Below are 15,210 nucleotides of genomic sequence, written 5' to 3' on the forward strand. Positions count from 1 at the left end.
GCCCCTCGATAAGGGCATTGCGCTGTGTGCCTGAAGCTGCTGCCCTCGCTCCGCTGCAGGCTGCCCTAGCGGGCACCGCAACTCGCACAAGGCGCTCTTTTCGAGGGCCCCTACCCCCACCCAAGGCCTGGGATAATTATTTTTAGTAGCCAAAGCTGACGCTGCTCCTGTAAAGCTTTGTAGGGACAAGTCGCGACCTGTCGACGCGCGATACTGCTAGCTATAAGTTCTATAGGTTAGCCACACACTTACAACTCCTTGGCTACAGTAGAACAATCGCGCCCAGAGAACCCGCAGCAACCAACACCCAGAGTATAACTCCATGGTAAAAGGGCCGGGCACTGATACTGCGGAGCGTGTTGCGGTTAAGGTTGGCGCCAATGAGGAAGAGCGAAAGCAGCAGGCCTTTTTTAGCGGCGAAAAGTATCGGCGGTGCAATGGCCGGCACGGCAGGTACAAAAGTGACAAGCACAGAGGCAAGTACAAACAGCAGGATAAACAGCGGCACGCTTACCTTGGCGCCGCCCGCCTTAAAAGCCATACCCGACACCAGGACCAGCGGCACGATCCAGAGCGCGCGCGTCAGTTTGAGGGTGGTGGCAAGTTGCAGCGCCTCCGGGCCGTACTTGGAGGCAGCGCCTACAACAGAGCTGGTGTCATGGATGGCAATGGCGGCCCAGGTGCCAAACTGCTGCTGCGTCATCCCGAGGGCATGGCCTACGGCCGGGAAAACGAACAGCGCCACCGCGTTCAGGATAAACACCACGCCTAACGAAACAGAGATTTCCTGTGCGCTTGCCTTTATAGCCGGGGCCACGGCCGCAATGGCGCTTCCGCCGCAAATGGCGGTGCCCGACGATATCAAATGTGTGAGCTTAGGGGCTGTGTGCAACAGCTTGCCCAGCAAAAAACCAAGGGCCATGGTTACCGTGAGCGAGACAGCTGTGTAAAGAAGGCCACGCAGGCCGGTTTCGGCAACCTGGTAAAGATCAATGCCGAAGCCTAAACCAACCACCGCTGCCTGCAGCACATACTTGGAGGCCGCATCAGACCACTCCTGAAAAGGGTTTCCCAGTACAAGCCCGACAAACAGCCCGAGCGCAAGTGCTTCAGGGGAGCTAAACCACGGGGAGAAAAGTATGAGAATGGCAGCAAGTATAAAAGCCGCTTTTTGGAGCAGGAGAGAAGGGCGGTTCTTCGTCAGGGGCATAGTATGGTTACGCGTAAGTAGTGGCGATACAGGCCGTGCCGTCTGTATACGCTGCGAAAAGCCGAAGGTAGAGTTATTTTGGGAGGTTGAAAAGCATTGCAGCCTCAGAAATAGGTGCCCGCACAACTGTGCTTTTGCCATCGCCTGTTAGTCCTTTTTGTTGCGCCAGCTGTAGCCCCTGCTCTAGGTCCTAACACAGGAGCGACTCTGTCTGTTTTCACTCCCGCCCAATAGGAACAGCAGCAGAGAGTACAAGCCTGCCTTGGCCACAAACACAGAAACTGCGCCTGCCCATCGGAGCTGAGAAAAAGCGCTCGTTCTTTCTTAGAGCAGCTTCTGGATGACAGGTGGTGTTTTGCAAGTGCTTGTGAGTCAGTGGTGAATAAGCCGCTTGTGAGTTGGCAGGCGTTTTAAGGGCGCACTTTCGGCGTAAGAAACCGCAGCCTGCGCGTGGCCGGATTTAATGTGATCGAAGACTAGAAACTGTAGCCTTCAATTTGTATATTTGGATACCTAACTATATCTACCACCTTACCTTACAACGAATGAAGAAAATCTTTACCATTGCGGCCTGTCTTGCTTTAGGAGCAGGCAGTGTGATGGCGCAGGAGACTTTTCCGCGCAATGGAGTGTACGATGAGCGCTCCGGGCTTGTGGCCTTTACCAACGCCACCGTCCACACCAATTATAAAACAGCCATCCCTAACGCTACACTTATTATCCGTAACGGCAAAGTAGAGGCGGTGGGTGCTAACCTGAAAGTACCTGCAGGAGCTGTGGTAATGGATGCAAAGGGCAAACATATTTATCCGGGCCTTGTGGATATGTACACCAGCTATGGTTTGCCAGAAGTGAAGGCAGAGCGCAGGAACTGGCGCGCAGCCCCACAAATGGAATCTACCAAAGAAGGAGCCTTTAACTGGAATGAGGCCATCAGACCGGAGACAAACGCAGTAGAACTATTCAAAATAGACAGCAAACAGGCTGCAGAGCTGCGCAAGCAAGGCTTCGGTACGGTGTTGGCCGTACACCGCGATGGTATTGCCCGCGGAACAGCTGCACTGGTAACATTAGCTGAAAAACGCGAGAACGAAGTAATATTGAAAGACAAAGCCGCCGGCGCACTATCTTTTGATAAAGGTACTTCTAAGCAGGATTACCCAAACTCCTTGATGGGATCTGTGGCATTGCTTCGCCAGACCTATTTAGATGCTCAGTGGAATGCGCAGAACCCGGGCAAAGAGCAGAACATTTCGCTAAAAGCTTTCTCGCAGTCTAACAGCTATCCGCAGATTTTTGAGGCTGAAAATAAACTGAATGCGCTTCGTGCCGATAAAGTAGGCGATGAGTTTGGCAAGCAGTATATTATAAAAGGTGCAGGTGATGAGTACCAGGCACTGCCGCAGATTAAAGCTACAAACGCACCCATCATCCTATCGCTGGAGTTCCCAAGTGCTTACAACGTCGAAGACCCGTTTGATGCACGCCGTGTGTCATTGGAAGATATGAAGCACTGGGAAATGGCGCCAGCCAACGCTGCCCTGTTGCAGAAAGCCGGTGTTACCATTGCCTTCACAGCGAACGACCTGAAGGACAAGAAAGACTTTTTGCCAAACCTGCGCAAAGCCGTGAAGTATGGCTTGAGCGAAGAAGAGGCCTTGAAAGCTTTAACAGCTACACCAGCTAAATTACTAAATGCTGATAACATGGTGGGTAGCTTAAACAAAGGTATGCTGGCTAACTTCATCATCACCACCGACAATCTTTTCTCTGAAGAGGGTGTCATCTTAGAAAACTGGGTACAGGGTGAGCAATACAAGATATCAGAAGTTCCAGCCGATTACCGTGGTGTTTATACTTTAAAATTAGGAAACGGAGCAGAGCGTAAACTGCTTATTGCAGGCTCAGCCGAAAAACCTGAACTGAAAGTGATTGCACAGGATACTGTGAAAGGCAACATCAGCTTTAAAGGAAATTTGGTTACCATCTCTTTTGCAGAGAACAAAGACAGTAAAGAGAGTATCCGCCTGAGCGGTTGGGTAGCAGATAAAAACCTGCAAGGGGAAGGTCAGCTGCCAAATGCCTCTTCCGTTAAATGGGTAGCTGCTTACTCTGAGGCTATGACGGAGCAGGAGAAGAAAGACCGTGCTAAGAAAGAAGCTGACACCAGCGTAGGAAGTATGATCTTCCCTTTCCGTGCATACGGACAGACTGAGCTGCCAAAGCAAGAAACCGTGCTTATCAAGAATGCCACTGTCTGGACGAACGAGAAGGATGGCAAACTGGAGAACGCTGATGTGTTGCTGAAGAATGGCAAAATAGCCAAAGTAGGTAAGAACCTGAGCGAAAACGGTGCTAAAGTGGTTGACGGTACGGGCAAACATGTAACACCGGGCATCATTGATGAGCACTCTCACATTGCCCTGGATGATGTAAACGAGGGTACACAGTCTGTAACTTCAGAAGTTAGAATGGCCGATGTAGTGAACCCAGAGGACATTAACATCTACCGCCAATTGGCAGGTGGCGTAACAACGTCTCAGTTGCTGCACGGCTCTGCTAACCCGATTGGTGGGCAGTCGGCTATCGTGAAGCTGCGTTGGGGCAAGAGTGCGGAAGAAATGCTGGTGAAAGATGCTGACCCATACATCAAGTTTGCTTTAGGTGAAAACGTGAAGCAGTCTAACTGGGGTAGTACACAGACGATCCGTTTCCCGCAGTCAAGAATGGGTGTGGAGCAGGTATATGTAGATGCCTTTACCCGTGCCAAAGAGTATGAGCAAGCCTGGAAGAGCTATAACAAGCTAAGCAAGCGTGAGAAATCTAAAACAGCTGCTCCTCGCCGCGACCTGGAACTGGAAGCCTTAGTGGAAATTTTAAATGACAAGCGCTTTATCACCTGCCACTCTTACGTGCAGTCAGAAATTAATATGCTGATGAAAGTAGCGGATGAAATGGGCTTTAAAGTAAACACGTTCACGCACATTCTGGAAGGCTACAAAGTGGCTGATAAAATGAAAGAGCATGGCGTTGGCGGCTCTACCTTTGGCGACTGGTGGGCTTATAAAATGGAGGTGAAAGATGCGATTCCGCAGAATGCGGGCATCATGAACCAGATGGGTATTGTAACAGCCATCAACTCTGATGATGCTGAGATGGCGCGCCGCCTGAACCAGGAGGCTGCTAAGTCTGTGAAGTATACAGGCATGAGTGAAGAAGACGCTCTGAAAATGGTGACGCTGAACCCAGCTAAACTCCTGCACCTCGACGACAGAATGGGTAGCATTAAGGAAGGCAAAGACGCTGACGTGGTGCTTTGGAACGATAACCCGCTGTCTATTTACGCTAAGCCTTTGAAGACTTTTGTGGATGGTGTTGCTTACTACGATGTGGAGCGCGACGAGCAGATGCGCCAGGACCTGGAGAAAGAGCGTATGCGCTTGGTGCAGAAAATGCTGAACGAAAAAACAGGCGGTGCTAAAACACAGGCCGTTAAGAGCAGCAAAGTGCACGTGGTGCATTGCGAAGACGTAGCGCATAACGAGGAAGAGTCATACTTCGCATATTAATAGACGCAAGATCTTAGATTTTAGACACAAGACTTTTTGTGGTCAAATCAAAATTGAAAAACATGAAGATTCATAAAAGATATATTTCTGCTTTAGTGGCGCTGCTATTTGCAGTGCCAGTTATGGCACAGGTTCCGGCACCTGCCCCTAAACAAAGCAAGCCGTTGCTGTTAAAAGGAGCTACCCTGCACATAGGCAACGGGCAAGTAGTAGAGAATGCTGCTGTAGGCTTTGATAATGGTAAAATTACGTATGCTGGCCCGGCAAGCGGTGCTAACCTGAGTGGCTACCATGTGGTGGATGTATCTGGGCAACACATTTACCCAGGCCTGATTCAGCCAAACGCAGCCCTTGGTCTGAACGAGGTAGAGAGTGTACGCGCTACCATTGACTGGCGCGAAGTAGGGGAGATGAACCCGAACGTGCGTTCTGTTATAGCCTACAACACTGACTCCGATATAATCCCAACAGTAAGAGCGAACGGAGTATTGATGACGCAGCTTACACCAGTTGGCGGTACTATTTCTGGCTCATCTTCTATCGTGCAGCTGGATGCTTGGAACTGGGAAGATGCCATTGTGAAGGCTGATGAGGGCATGCACCTGAACTGGCCGAACATGCTGATTGAAACCGGAGGCCGTGGCGATGAACGCCTGAAGCGTATGACGGAGGAGCGTGAGAAAACGATGCTGGAGCTGGAAAAGCTTTTCCGTGATGCCTCTGTTTACAAATCGGGCAAACACGACAGCGAGAACCTGAAATTAGCCTCTATGACTGGCTTGTTCGACGGCACGCAAAAGTTATACATCCACGCCAACTATGGTAAGGAAATCATAGAAGGAGTGAACTTTGCCAAAAAGCAAGGTGTGAAGAACATTGTGGTAGTTGGTGCCCGCGATGCCTTTTCTGTAGTTGACTTCCTGAAAGCAAATAACGTTGCCGTGATTTACTCAGGCGTACATGCTTTGCCGTCTCGTGCGGAGGAGGATGTGGATATGCCGTACAAAACGCCTTACCTGCTGCACAAGGCTGGTGTTCCGTTTGCGCTGGATTATGACCTGGCTATACATGGTATCCGTAACCTGCCTTTTATAGCAGGCACTGCTGCTGCTTACGGCTTAGATAAAGAGCAGGCTTTAGCATCTGTTTCACTGAACACGGCTAAAATTTTAGGTATAGACAAGCAGGTTGGCTCTGTAGAAGTTGGTAAAGATGCCACGTTGGTTGTATCAACCGGCGACCTGCTGGATATGCGAACCAACAATGTAACGCATGCCTACATACAAGGCCGTGATGTGGACCTGAACAACAAGCAGAAGTACCTGTACGAGAAGTTCGAAAACAAGTATAAAGCGCAGCAACAGCAAGTGCCAGCCAGTGCTACCTCATCTGCAGGGCACTAATTTATACTTACATCATAAAAAAGGAGCTGCCATAATTGGCAGCTCCTTTTTTATTTTACTGCGTCTGAAGCTAAGCTTAAGTATAGCTGTTTCTTGACTATCACTTTGCGCACCCCGGGGCCAAAATTAGGTCTGAAGCTAAGCTTAAGTATAGCTGTTTCTTGACTATCACTTTGCGCACCCCGGGGCCAAAATTAGGTCTGAAGCTAAGCTTAAGTATAGCTGTTTCGGACAATTTTCTAAACCAAGGGGGAGTAGCAAGTGACCAGCTTTATACTTGCCTGAGCCGAGTTATACTATGACAAGTGCTAGAGGTGTGCGTGCGGATTTGCTTTTTGCTCGAATACCAGTTTCTGTTCCAGCAACACTTTATTTTCCAAGCCTCTTATTTGCATAGTCACCTTGGTGGCTTCGTCGCCCCAGTTTATATCCAGTACTCCAAAATTCAACGCTCCGGCCTGTTCGCCTACTCTAAACTTGTTTCCTTTTTTACTTGGGTTACGGAAGTGGGTCATGCCGCTGGACGTTATTTCAAACACAGGTTGCTCGTAACCTTCCAGCTCTATCTTGGCTATTTCGCCTACGTGTCTGTCGCCGGAGAGCAGGATAGGATTAGCAGGATGTGTGGCTTCGATTAGGTGCAGGAGGCGTTTACGAGCCTTCGGGAAGGCTGACCAACTGGAATATGCGTGGCCATTTGGTAAAATCTGCATACCACTTGCTATCAAGTTAATCTTAGCATCGCTGCTCTTCAGTTCTTTTTCCAGCCATTGCCACTGAGCCTCTCCTAGCACATCGCCGCCAAAGTTAGGCAGGTAAAGACCAAACAGCCTGTTAAACTTATCGCGGTGGTAACGGACATCCAGCAGAAATATCTTAACCTTTTGCTCACCTTCTCCTATCGTGTAGCTGCGGAATACGCCCTCCTGTTTTCGTACAGCTGCTGTGTCAGGCACACCCATAAAATTGAAGAAGTGCTGCTGGCTTTCCGCTTTCTTTTCGAACTCTTTACCAGCATCGTTATAGCCAAAATCATGATCGTCCCAGGTGCCGGTTATAGGGGTAGTTTGAAGTAGTGCCTGGTAGCCGGGGTGCTGGAGCTGCTTGCCATATTTGGCAGCCAAAGTATCCATGTTATGGGTATCAGCATAGATATTGTCTCCGAGCCACACCCAAAGGTCGGGGTTGGTGGCCACAATGCTCGGCCACAGCGGTTGAGGCTCTGCCTGGCTGTTGCAGGAACCGAACGCTATTCGGGTATTACCTGACTTTGCATTGCCCTTACCCAGAGCAGTAGCATAAAGTTCTGGAGCCAAAAGCAGTAACAGAGAAAGTGCCACAGCACCTAAATAGCTTTTAATAAAGAGTTTTTTCTGCATACGAACACTACACGTAGCAATACAGCTAAGGTTCCTGTGCGTTAAAAAGAAAACCCCTGGGCCAGCGGCACAGGGGTTAACCCAGGGAAATTATAAACAAACAACAAACTCTTTGTTACATATTCTTCATCCAGGCCTGGCGCAGGGCCAGTTGCTTCGGCGAAGCCTCTTCATTCACTTTAAACTGGTGCTTCAGCTCGGCTTCCTGCTCCAGTATTTTTACTTGCAGTTCTACATTTTTACCGCTGCGCTCTACCGTTAAAGTATAAGCGTCGCCGGGGTTCAGGGCAACGAGTTTTGGCAGCTCCTGGCTTGCATTCTGTAGCGTGATTTCGCTTCCGTTTAGTGCTACCAAGGCATCTCCTTCCAGCAGGCCAAACTGTTGCGCGGCTCCTTCTACTTTTACCAGGCGAAGCTTTCCATCTGGCACAGCGAAAGTATAGCCTAATGCTTTTGTTTTTTTACCTGTTTTTTCAGAAGCAACATAGTCAATGCCTAGTTTGCTGTAGTACTCGGCTAACGGAAGCTGCTCTGCATTCTTAACATAGCGGTTAAAGAAGTCACCTATTTCTGGGTAGGTTTTGACGGCAAATACATCGAAGAATTCATTCTCAGGGAAAGCCTTGTTAGGGCCATACTCTTTAGACAGCTCATTGATTACTTCACGCAGCCCACGCTTGCCATCAGACAACTCTAGCAAACGGATATCTAGCAAAGTGGCTACTACTGCACCACGCATGTAAATGTTGCCGTACTGCTGCTGCCCTTCGGGGGTATAAGAAGTAAGCGCTAGCTTCAGCAAGCTATAGTTTTTATCCATCTGCTCATCTATCGTCAGCTTTTCACGCTGGTCGTCAAGGTAAGCAGTAAGGTCCATCATGCCGCCACGTAGCTGCATCATGTCAGAAGCCCATTCGGTAGTGCCTTCGTATAGCCACAAATGCTGCGATGGCGTTGGCTTCACAAAGTTGAAGCGCTCAATAACTTCTGAATGAATGTTGAGCGGCGTAATGATATGGAAGAATTCATGCGCAGCGATATCTGTCAGATGCTGTGCATAAGCAGGCGTTAAATTCTGCTCCTTCATCACATACTCTGAGCTGTAAGAGTGCTCCCATGCTCCCCAGGATGCATCCTCAAAATGATACAGGAAAGTATAGCGGTCTACCGGAAAATCAACCACAAACTTATGGGCAGCACCCAGCATGGTTGTCATATTCTGCAGCAGGTCTTCAGACTTTATTTTACCTGTTTTAGAGTAAGTATAAATATCGATGGTGGTGCCTTCGTAATTGGTTTCGGCCTTGGTCAGGTTGCCCAGTAGGATTGGCGAATCCACGATATGGTCATAGCTGTTGGCTGTGTAGTAACCTTTGGCGTCTTTTGCCAATGCTGTACCTACCAGCCATTCCTGCGGGTGCTCTAATTTGATGCGCATGGGTTGTGCCTGTAAGCCTTGCAAGTAGCCAAACACACCTTGCCCGTTAATCAAAGCATGGTCCTGCTCCAGAGAGGTACCGCACATGCCGTAAATCTTGTTTTCTTTAACAGGGGTGTCCCAGGTTTCAGAAATCTGGTATGTGATTTTACGTACTTTCTCTGGCTTGCTCAGTTCCCATTGGTTCGTGCTTACCTGCTTTACTTCCAGTTCACGGCCTTTCTTGTCGTAGGCCTTAAACTCATGCACAAAGCGGCCAATGTCCATGGTTTGGTAAGTGCCGGGTGCTGTTGAGGCAAACTGAAAAATGTTGTTGGTGGCGCTCAGGCCTTTTACTTCCAGTGCTACTTTAAAACGGTCGTCAGCACGGTCGTTTAAGTTTACGCTGTAAGTAAGTTCAGGGCCTTTGGCAGCCTCTGCATTGGGTGCCAGCGAAAGTAGGGCTAACAGGCCAAGTGCTGCAGATAGTTTCTTCATATGCTTGGAAATGGCGGTTTATCTATCTAAAAGTATAAACATCATTTTTCTGAAACTAACGAACTAGATGAACCTGCCAAAGATATCGACCAACCTGGCGGAACAGTACGGGGAGCGGCGGGGCAGGAGCAGGGTAAAGACTGGCGCAGGTGGCTGGCAGCAGGAGAGCCCGCCACGCAAAAAAGGCCGAATCCGGGGCCGACGGGGCGGTAGAACCCAACGTAAGCGGCTGCGGTGCGTTTATAGGTAGAGTATCAACTTAAAATTAAAAGAACCTATACCTATGGAAAGAAACGACCCACGGTACCACCGCGAATTTGAGTATAAACTCCACCACAACGAACGCGACGACAGGTACTATAACGACCGCTACAGCAACCGCGACCGCGACGAAAGCTTTGAGAATTACAGAGACCGCTACAGCAACCACCGTGGCAATTACTACGGCATGCGGGACGAGGATGCAGAGTACCGCAACGTGCGCAGCACGGGTTCCAACGTGAACTACGGCGGCGGGCCAGTGGCAGGCTATGACGCCAGCAGCTACCGCGGCGCATCCGACAGCAACGACCACTATCACTACGGCGACCCGAACCCGTACATGAGCAACCGCCGCAGCGGGGGAGGCTACCGCAGCAGCAGGGGCACAGGCTGGGAAGACCACGATAACTACGGCACCACCGGCACATCGCGCGGCACCAACTACAGCGCCGGCTCCTCAGACAGTGACCGCTACAGCCGCCAGGACAACAGCTACCGCTACAGCGGGCAGGGCCGCAGGTACGATGACTTTAACCGCGACGAGGACAACAAAAGCTACAGAGGGCGCTCAGACCGAGGCTACAACATGCTGGGTACGGATGCCTACTACGACCGTGGCGACCAGCCGCGCAGCCGTTGGGAAAACGACTACGACAGAGACAACAGGCGCAGCATGTACGAGGGCCGCAGCGACCGCGACGACTACAGCGACCGTGGCGAGATCCGCAGAACGGACCGAGGCAACTCCGGCCGCGACGAGAACTACGCCACCGGCCTCTACGCCAACAACCGCTCATATGTAAGCGATAACAACGACTACAGCGAGCGCAGCAGCCGATACCGCCGCCCCGGCGAGACCTCCGGGCCAGACTACGGAGCCAACTCCGGCATTAGCAGCTACGGCAACGAAACCCCGCGTGCGTAACAGCCGCCACTCCAACAGAAAGTCCACAGCTAGCCCTGTGGACTTTTTTTGTGCCATACTTTAGCCGGGTGCTTGCGTAAACAGAATGCAGCCGCTGCCCAAAGCAAAGGGCCGTGGCCTATGTTTAGACAGAATAAAGCAACTATGAAAAGATTGATAAGAATATTGCCGGCCCTGCTGCTGCCCATCCTGGTGGGCGCAGGTTGCACGGCGCAAAAGGCGCAGTTAGCCTCAGAAGTATACACCATCAAGGATGCCTACTGGAGCCTTGTATCGCTGGAGGGGCAGGATGTGCAGCGCCCGCAGGACACCAAAACCGCTTTCATCCGCTTTCAGGAGAACGAGAACGATGTGCACGGCTTTACCGGGTGCAACAAATTCTTCGGCAAGTATGAGGAGGGCGGCGAGCGCCTGCAGCTCGTTAACCTGAGCACCACCCGCATGGCCTGCCCGGATATGGAGCAGGAAAACAAGCTTATGAACGTACTGCGGAGCGTGGACAGCTACCGCATTACCGACAACATACTTATCCTGTACAACAAAGGCACCGCCGTGGCCACCTTTATGACGGGCACGGAGCAGAGCATCGACAACGAAGTGCCCGAGGACATTGTGCCGGAGCTGGACAGCGTGAGCATCTATTAAAACAGGAAGGCAAGGCCCGCTGCTGCAGGCCGGAGCGGCGGGCTACTACACCTGCGTTTTCAGCAGCAGCTCATTAAACTTCTCGAGCAGGCTGATGTATTTGCGCTGCAGGTTTACAAGCTCCTGTTCGCACTCGCGCAGGTTGTTGGGCTTGTACACTTCCTGTGGCTCCCCGTCGAAGGGCAGCAGCAGGTTGGTGCTCATCTGGGGCTGTGGCTTGGGAGCCTCTTTTTTTACAGTTTTACTCAGATGCGGGAAATCCTGTGAAAAGTCGTGGTGGATAATCTCGCCCAGCTTCAGGATAAAGCTGTACGGAATGCTCGACTCCTTAAACTTGTTGTAAAGCGTTTTGCGGCTGATGCCCATCTTCTCGGCCACTACACCTATCGCTACCCCACTTGCCTTAATGGCATCGCGTATTACTTCGCCTCTGTGTGTGTTTGTCTTGATCATTGTCTGCAGCTCGTTACCTGTTTGTGTAAGCATGTTTTCCTTTACAAAAATAGGTAATCAGTATGTATGAAATGTGAATGTGGACAAATTTTACACGCCTGGGAGAGGGCGCGCCGGGGCTATGGGATAAAAATAGCTGAAAAGCAATATGTTATACGTTTGCATCTTTCGCGCTACCCACAGCTTATCTACATTTCCATACTTTATCCACAGCTATCCACAGCTGCACAGGCGTTTGCCGCGCCTAAAAAAGGTCTCCGGGCGCTGTGCCCGGAGACCTTTTTTAGGCGGTTACTTCTGCTTCTTCAGCCGTTGGCGCTCCTCATAGCGGAAATACACCGTCAGCAGGCCCAGTAAGGCCAGCATGGCTAATAAGGTTAGATATCCCATCTGTGTATAAAAATCAAGGTGGATACTTGGAAACCAGCACATGCCGGCTCAGCGCGGCTACAGGTAAACGTGCAGAAGCAGTTGCCGGGCAAGGTGCAGTAGATCAGGTGGTAATGTGTGGTTACGGGCCTTCCGCCCTGAGGCACCACTGGGTGCAGGAGCGCAGCAGGTAGCGCTGCTGTGTAAAACCTGTGTCGGTTGCCGCCAGAAACGGAGCGGCCATGCACGAAAGCCTTACACAAAGAGCAGGCACGGCAGAAGACGCGTTTTGCAGCAGGGCCAGAGCGGTGTCGTTTTGCAGGGCCTGCCTGTGCGCCGGCTTTGCCTCACCGCGCTGCCCGGGCTGTACTGTTGCGGCGCAATTGCCCGGGCAGGCCACAGGCGGCTGTGGCCACGCCGCAGACAGGCAGAACAGGAAAAGGGATAGAAGCAGGTTCATAGGCAGCCGCTGCAGGTGGGCAGCAGGGAGTATACGGGAAAGTAAGTACGCAGATAAGCCTTGAAGCGTGTTTTTCGAAGTATAACGCCCTGTATGTATAACCTAAACCCGTAACTACGTAAGCTACTGTAAAAGCGGAACCACATGCAGCAAAGCTCTATTATCGGCGTAGACATCGGCACAACCAGCACCAAATCCGTGGCCTTCGGGCTAACGGGGGAGGTGCTGTATTACCAGACGGTAGAGTACCCGATTCTAAGCGAGGAGCCGGGGCAGGCCGAGCAGGAACCGGAGCAGGTGCTGGAGGCGGTGCTGAGCACGCTTGGCAAGGTGCTCGAGTGGCAGCAGCAGCGCGGCTGCAAACTGGAGGGCGTGAGTTTCAGCAGCGCCATGCACAGCCTGATCCTGATGGATGCCGCTGGCGAGCCGCTGACCCGCTGCCTGATCTGGGCCGACTCCCGCAGCCACGCCTGCGCCGACGAAATCCGGAACAGCCCCGTCGGGCACAAGATATACCTGCAGACGGGCACACCCGTGCACCCCATGTCGCCGTTGCCCAAGCTGTGCTGGCTGCGGCAGGAGCAGCCGGAGCTGTTCGGGCAGGCGGCCAAATTCATCGGTATCAAGGAGTATGTGCTCTACCGGCTGTTCGGCCAGTATAAAGTAGACCAGTCTGTTGCCTCGGCCATGGGGCTGTTCAACATCTTTGAGTTTGAGTGGCACCAGGATGCCCTGGAGGTGGCGGGCGTAAAGCCGGAGCAACTGCCAGAGCCAGTGCCGCCCACCTACACGTTCAGGGAGCTCAAACCGGCCTATGCGTCGCTGCTTAAAATCCCTGCCGATACTCCTTTTGTGATCGGGGCAAGCGACGGGTGCCTCGCTAACCTGGCCTCCCATGCCGTGCGCGCCGGCGAGGCCGTTGTCACGATAGGGACCAGCGGTGCCGTGCGCGTCATGTCCAACAAGCCGGCCACCGACCTGCAGGAGCGCGTGTTCAGCTATGCCTTAAACAAGGACCACTTTGTGCTGGGAGGGGCGGTAAACAACGGCGGAGTGGCCCTGCGCTGGTTCCGCGACACGTTTTACGCCGCCGAAACGGCAGAAGCCATGGCCAAGGATCAGGATATCTATGAGCTGCTGAACGAGGTGGCTGAGTCCATTAGTGCGGGTGCCGATGGGCTGCTGTTTCTGCCTTACCTGCTGGGGGAGCGGGCACCGATCTGGGACGGCGCGGCCCGCGCCTGCTTTATCGGGGCGAACTACAACCATTCCCGGGCGCATTTCCTGCGGGCGGTCATGGAAGGGGTGATCTTTGGCGTGAACAGCGTGGTGCAGGCGCTGGAGCAGACGGTAGGCCCGATTTCGTGCATCTATGCCAACGGGGGCTTTTCGTTTTCGGAGCTGTGGGTGCAGATGCTGGCCGATGTGACGGGTAAAAAGGTGCAGCTTACGGAGACGCCCGAGGGCTCGGCCTTCGGGGCTGCGCTCATGGGCATGTACGCCCTTCAGCTGCTCCCCTCGCTGGAGGAGGCGGAGCACATGATCCGGGTAAGCAGAACCTACGAGCCGGATATGGAAAGCCACAGAACCTATGCCAAGGGCTACGCCGTTTTTGAGGCGCTCTACCCCAAGCTGAAGGAAAGTTTCGAACAGCTCAACAACGCATAAGTATACATAAAGCTGATACATCAGAAAAAGAGAAAGACATGCAGATAGGACTAATTGGACTGGGTAAAATGGGCTACAACCTGGCCCTGAACCTCCGCGATCACCAGCACGAAGTGGTTGCCTTCGATATTTCGGCGGAAACGATGGAGGCTATCTCGAAGGAAGGCGTTGCCACGGCCCCTTCCATAGGGGAGCTGACGCAGCAACTGCAGGGCCGTAAAGTGGTGTGGGTGATGGTGCCGGCCGGCGCTCCCACCGATGCCGTGCTGAAGGAGCTGGCGCCCTACTTAGCGATGGGCGACATCGTGATCGATGGCGGGAACTCCAACTACAAAGACACCGTGATGCGCGCTACCAAGCTTAAGCTGTCGGGCATCCACCTGCTGGACTGCGGCACCAGCGGCGGCCTTTCCGGCGCCCGCCACGGCGCCTGCACCATGGTCGGGGGCGATGCGGAGGCGTTTGACCACTGCGAGGCGATTTTCAGGGATGTGTCGGTGGAGAAAGGTTACCTGTACACCGGTAAGTCGGGGAGCGGGCATTTTGTGAAGATGGTGCACAACGGCGTGGAGTACGGCATGATGCAGGCCATTGCCGAAGGCTTCGAGGTGCTCCATAAAAGCGATTTCGACCTCAACTACAAAGAGGTGGCGCGGGTGTGGAACCACGGCTCGGTGGTGCGCAGCTGGCTTATGGAGCTGGTGGAAAACGCCTTTGGCAAAGATCCGGACCTTTCTAAAATCAGGGGCATCATGCACTCCTCCGGCGAGGGAAAATGGACCGTGGAGGCGGCCCTGGAAATGGAGGTGCCCACCCCTGTTATTGCGCTCTCGCTGTTGATGCGCTACCGCTCGCAGGAGAACGATACGTTCTCAGGAAAAGTGGTGGCGGCGCTGCGCAACGAGTTTGGCGGGCACAAAGTGGAGCAGGCGGAGTAGGGGCTCAACCTGGTG

11 protein-coding genes are annotated in these 15,210 nt (G+C 52.5%); 6 read left to right on the plus strand and 5 right to left on the minus strand.

Going from position 1 to position 15,210, the window contains the following annotated elements:
• Nucleotides 1-262: 262 nt before the first annotated feature.
• Nucleotides 263-1,210 carry a YeiH family protein gene (locus CA264_RS01755; protein WP_025604098.1) on the minus strand — a complete coding sequence of 316 codons (948 nt, stop codon included), beginning with the start codon at nucleotides 1,208-1,210 and terminating at the stop codon, nucleotides 263-265.
• Nucleotides 1,211-1,755: 545 nt separating this feature from the next.
• On the opposite strand from CA264_RS01755, the gene CA264_RS01760 reads away from it, so the two are divergent.
• Nucleotides 1,756-4,779 (plus strand): amidohydrolase family protein, encoded by a 3,024-nt coding sequence (locus CA264_RS01760; RefSeq protein ID WP_025604099.1) that lies wholly within the window; start codon nucleotides 1,756-1,758, stop codon nucleotides 4,777-4,779.
• 62 nt (nucleotides 4,780-4,841) lie between these two features.
• Nucleotides 4,842-6,182, plus strand: a complete 1,341-nt coding sequence (locus CA264_RS01765) for an amidohydrolase family protein (RefSeq protein ID WP_025604100.1) — start codon at nucleotides 4,842-4,844, stop codon at nucleotides 6,180-6,182.
• Nucleotides 6,183-6,490: 308 nt separating this feature from the next.
• On the opposite strand, the gene CA264_RS01770 is transcribed toward CA264_RS01765, so the two are convergent.
• Nucleotides 6,491-7,561, minus strand: a complete 1,071-nt coding sequence (locus tag CA264_RS01770) for an alkaline phosphatase D family protein (protein WP_051364286.1) — start codon at nucleotides 7,559-7,561, stop codon at nucleotides 6,491-6,493.
• A 115-nt stretch (nucleotides 7,562-7,676) separates the two neighbouring features.
• Entirely contained in the window at nucleotides 7,677-9,476 is a 1,800-nt protein-coding gene (locus CA264_RS01775; RefSeq protein WP_025604102.1) for a M61 family metallopeptidase, read from the minus strand.
• 283 nt (nucleotides 9,477-9,759) lie between these two features.
• On the opposite strand from CA264_RS01775, the gene CA264_RS01780 reads away from it, so the two are divergent.
• Nucleotides 9,760-10,662, plus strand: a complete 903-nt coding sequence (locus CA264_RS01780; RefSeq protein WP_025604103.1) for a hypothetical protein — start codon at nucleotides 9,760-9,762, stop codon at nucleotides 10,660-10,662.
• 144 nt (nucleotides 10,663-10,806) lie between these two features.
• A complete protein-coding gene (locus tag CA264_RS01785) occupies nucleotides 10,807-11,307 on the plus strand; it encodes an META domain-containing protein (RefSeq protein WP_162912050.1) in 501 nt (166 codons plus the stop codon).
• A 45-nt stretch (nucleotides 11,308-11,352) separates the two neighbouring features.
• On the opposite strand, the gene CA264_RS01790 is transcribed toward CA264_RS01785, so the two are convergent.
• The gene (locus CA264_RS01790; protein ID WP_025604105.1) at nucleotides 11,353-11,793 is read right to left on the minus strand and encodes a hypothetical protein; all 441 of its coding nucleotides are present in this window, start codon (nucleotides 11,791-11,793) and stop codon (nucleotides 11,353-11,355) included.
• Between the two features lie 478 nt (nucleotides 11,794-12,271).
• Nucleotides 12,272-12,589: a hypothetical protein gene (locus tag CA264_RS01800; protein WP_025604107.1), complete on the minus strand. Its 318-nt coding sequence runs from the start codon at nucleotides 12,587-12,589 to the stop codon at nucleotides 12,272-12,274.
• A gap of 144 nt (nucleotides 12,590-12,733) precedes the next feature.
• Between CA264_RS01800 and CA264_RS01805 the strand changes: the two genes are divergently transcribed.
• A complete protein-coding gene (locus CA264_RS01805; RefSeq protein WP_025604108.1) occupies nucleotides 12,734-14,257 on the plus strand; it encodes a gluconokinase in 1,524 nt (507 codons plus the stop codon).
• A 38-nt stretch (nucleotides 14,258-14,295) separates the two neighbouring features.
• Nucleotides 14,296-15,195, plus strand: a complete 900-nt coding sequence (gene gnd, locus CA264_RS01810; protein ID WP_025604109.1) for a phosphogluconate dehydrogenase (NAD(+)-dependent, decarboxylating) — start codon at nucleotides 14,296-14,298, stop codon at nucleotides 15,193-15,195.
• Nucleotides 15,196-15,210 lie beyond the last annotated feature (15 nt).

Origin of the sequence: Pontibacter actiniarum, assembly GCF_003585765.1 — a bacterium.
GTDB classification, from domain to species: domain Bacteria; phylum Bacteroidota; class Bacteroidia; order Cytophagales; family Hymenobacteraceae; genus Pontibacter; species Pontibacter actiniarum.

Bases quoted from the DNA above. Each gene is read 5' to 3' on its own strand.
- CA264_RS01755 (WP_025604098.1), bottom strand. From the start codon at position 1,210: ATGCCCCTGACGAAGAACCGCCCTTCTCTCCTGCTCCAAAAAGCGGCT.
- CA264_RS01760 (WP_025604099.1), top strand. From the start codon at position 1,756: ATGAAGAAAATCTTTACCATTGCGGCCTGTCTTGCTTTAGGAGCAGGC.
- CA264_RS01765 (WP_025604100.1), top strand. From the start codon at position 4,842: ATGAAGATTCATAAAAGATATATTTCTGCTTTAGTGGCGCTGCTATTT.
- CA264_RS01770 (WP_051364286.1), bottom strand. From the start codon at position 7,561: ATGCAGAAAAAACTCTTTATTAAAAGCTATTTAGGTGCTGTGGCACTT.
- CA264_RS01775 (WP_025604102.1), bottom strand. From the start codon at position 9,476: ATGAAGAAACTATCTGCAGCACTTGGCCTGTTAGCCCTACTTTCGCTG.
- CA264_RS01780 (WP_025604103.1), top strand. From the start codon at position 9,760: ATGGAAAGAAACGACCCACGGTACCACCGCGAATTTGAGTATAAACTC.
- CA264_RS01785 (WP_162912050.1), top strand. From the start codon at position 10,807: ATGAAAAGATTGATAAGAATATTGCCGGCCCTGCTGCTGCCCATCCTG.
- CA264_RS01790 (WP_025604105.1), bottom strand. From the start codon at position 11,793: ATGCTTACACAAACAGGTAACGAGCTGCAGACAATGATCAAGACAAAC.
- CA264_RS01800 (WP_025604107.1), bottom strand. From the start codon at position 12,589: ATGAACCTGCTTCTATCCCTTTTCCTGTTCTGCCTGTCTGCGGCGTGG.
- CA264_RS01805 (WP_025604108.1), top strand. From the start codon at position 12,734: ATGCAGCAAAGCTCTATTATCGGCGTAGACATCGGCACAACCAGCACC.
- gnd (WP_025604109.1), top strand. From the start codon at position 14,296: ATGCAGATAGGACTAATTGGACTGGGTAAAATGGGCTACAACCTGGCC.